Source organism: Sulfoacidibacillus thermotolerans (assembly GCF_003144315.1).
Lineage (GTDB): Bacteria > Bacillota > Bacilli > Alicyclobacillales > SLC66 > Sulfoacidibacillus > Sulfoacidibacillus thermotolerans.
The window spans coordinates 1-1,327 of the sequence record NZ_MPDK01000084.1 but is presented as its reverse complement, the minus strand read 5'-3'; the positions used below and the strand labels follow the sequence as shown (position 1 = coordinate 1,327).

Genomic DNA, 1,327 nt, shown 5'->3' with positions numbered 1-1,327 from the left:
AAACCAAGAAAATTGCCAAGAAGATTGACCAATTGTACTTTGCCTATGGTTCTTGCATGAATGCAAAAAGTCTCCTTGCTACATGCCCGAATGCTCATTTGGTAGGGACAGCAACGCTGCCCAATTATACGCTTACTTTTCAAGGCCAATCCATGTTTCGTACATCTGGCGTTGGGAACATTCAAAGGCAAAACGGGGCGGAAGTGATTGGTGTACTTTGGCGGATTACGTCTGAACGAGACTTGCGTGCGTTAGATCGGCGAGAAGGCGCTCCTTTTGTTTATCGTGCGGTCAAGGTTTCCGTTGTTACAGAGAACGGCGAAAAAGTGCAAGCGTTCACGTATCAAATGACAGAACCGGGTGCGCATCTTGCACCGACCACTCATTATTTAGGCGTCGTACTTGATTCGCCGATTCCAAGCTTCTACAAAAAGCGGATTCGAAAGCTCGCAAGAACGGAGGGAGTGTATGTTTAATGGTACGAAACTTAGAGAAATCAGAAAGGAAAAAGGGATGAAAATCTCGCAACTGGCTCAAGCAGCAGGGGTTTCCATCCCCTATCTTTCGTCTGTTGAATTAGGGCGGGTGAAAAATCCGAGTTACGCAGTAACAGAAAAGATCGCGGGAGCGTTAGGGATTCCCGTGGAAGAATTATTGCTCCCGGACACAGGAAAAAAGAAATACGACAATCGTCCTGAACGCGAGTTTGCGGTTGACTTAAATCGGCTACGTGCGATTCGGATGAAAAAAAAGCTATCGATGAACGAGGTGGCGCGAAGGTCCGGACTCAGCGTATCGACCATTTCCCTCCTCGAAAGTGGGAAGAGGCGAGGGGTTGGTTTTGATACGATTTCTAAACTAGCCAAAGTATACGGCTGTGATGTGGGAGAGTTGTTATTATCGCGTGAATTTTACGTAGATGTCAGTGCGTTGCTCCTTCAAAGCGAAGTAGTGATCATTGGAGGGGAGGAGATTGACATTCGGGATCAGACGGCCAAACAGCGGTTGATTGACCTGCTTGAAATCGGGAAAGCGTGGATTAAAGAAGCTAATAAAGTTGACAAGCAATCGGATAAAGAAAAATGAAAATAACTACTTGTTCTTCCTTTCTTCGTTTATGGTCGATTTTGGTGAGCTGCTCGTTTGTTATGAATCGCATAAAACGAAAAAATTGCAAAAATGCAATCTTTCGATCTTGGAAATGAAGGATTTTTATAGAATATGGCGTATTTCCTCTTTATCCATTTACTTTCTGGAAAAAGGGGGGCACGTGGTGTTCTATTCAAGGTTTTTGGCCATGAGTTCACAGGGAAGGATGAGGCATTTT

The 1,327-nt window shown here is 44.8% G+C and carries 2 protein-coding genes; both read left to right on the top strand.

The window, feature by feature from the left end; genetic code table 11:
• Positions 1–476: gamma-glutamylcyclotransferase family protein (locus tag BM613_RS14520; RefSeq protein WP_146192854.1), on the top strand; the 476-nt coding region annotated here is incomplete at its 5' end.
• Positions 469–1,086 (top strand): helix-turn-helix domain-containing protein, encoded by a 618-nt coding sequence (locus tag BM613_RS14515; RefSeq protein WP_109431858.1) that lies wholly within the window; start codon positions 469–471, stop codon positions 1,084–1,086. The genes BM613_RS14520 and BM613_RS14515, both read left to right, overlap by 8 nt.
• Positions 1,087–1,327: the final 241 nt, after the last annotated feature.

Coding starts and splice junctions, on each gene's coding strand:
- BM613_RS14515 (WP_109431858.1), top strand. CDS start 469: ATGTTTAATGGTACGAAACTTAGAGAAATCAGAAAGGAAAAAGGGATG.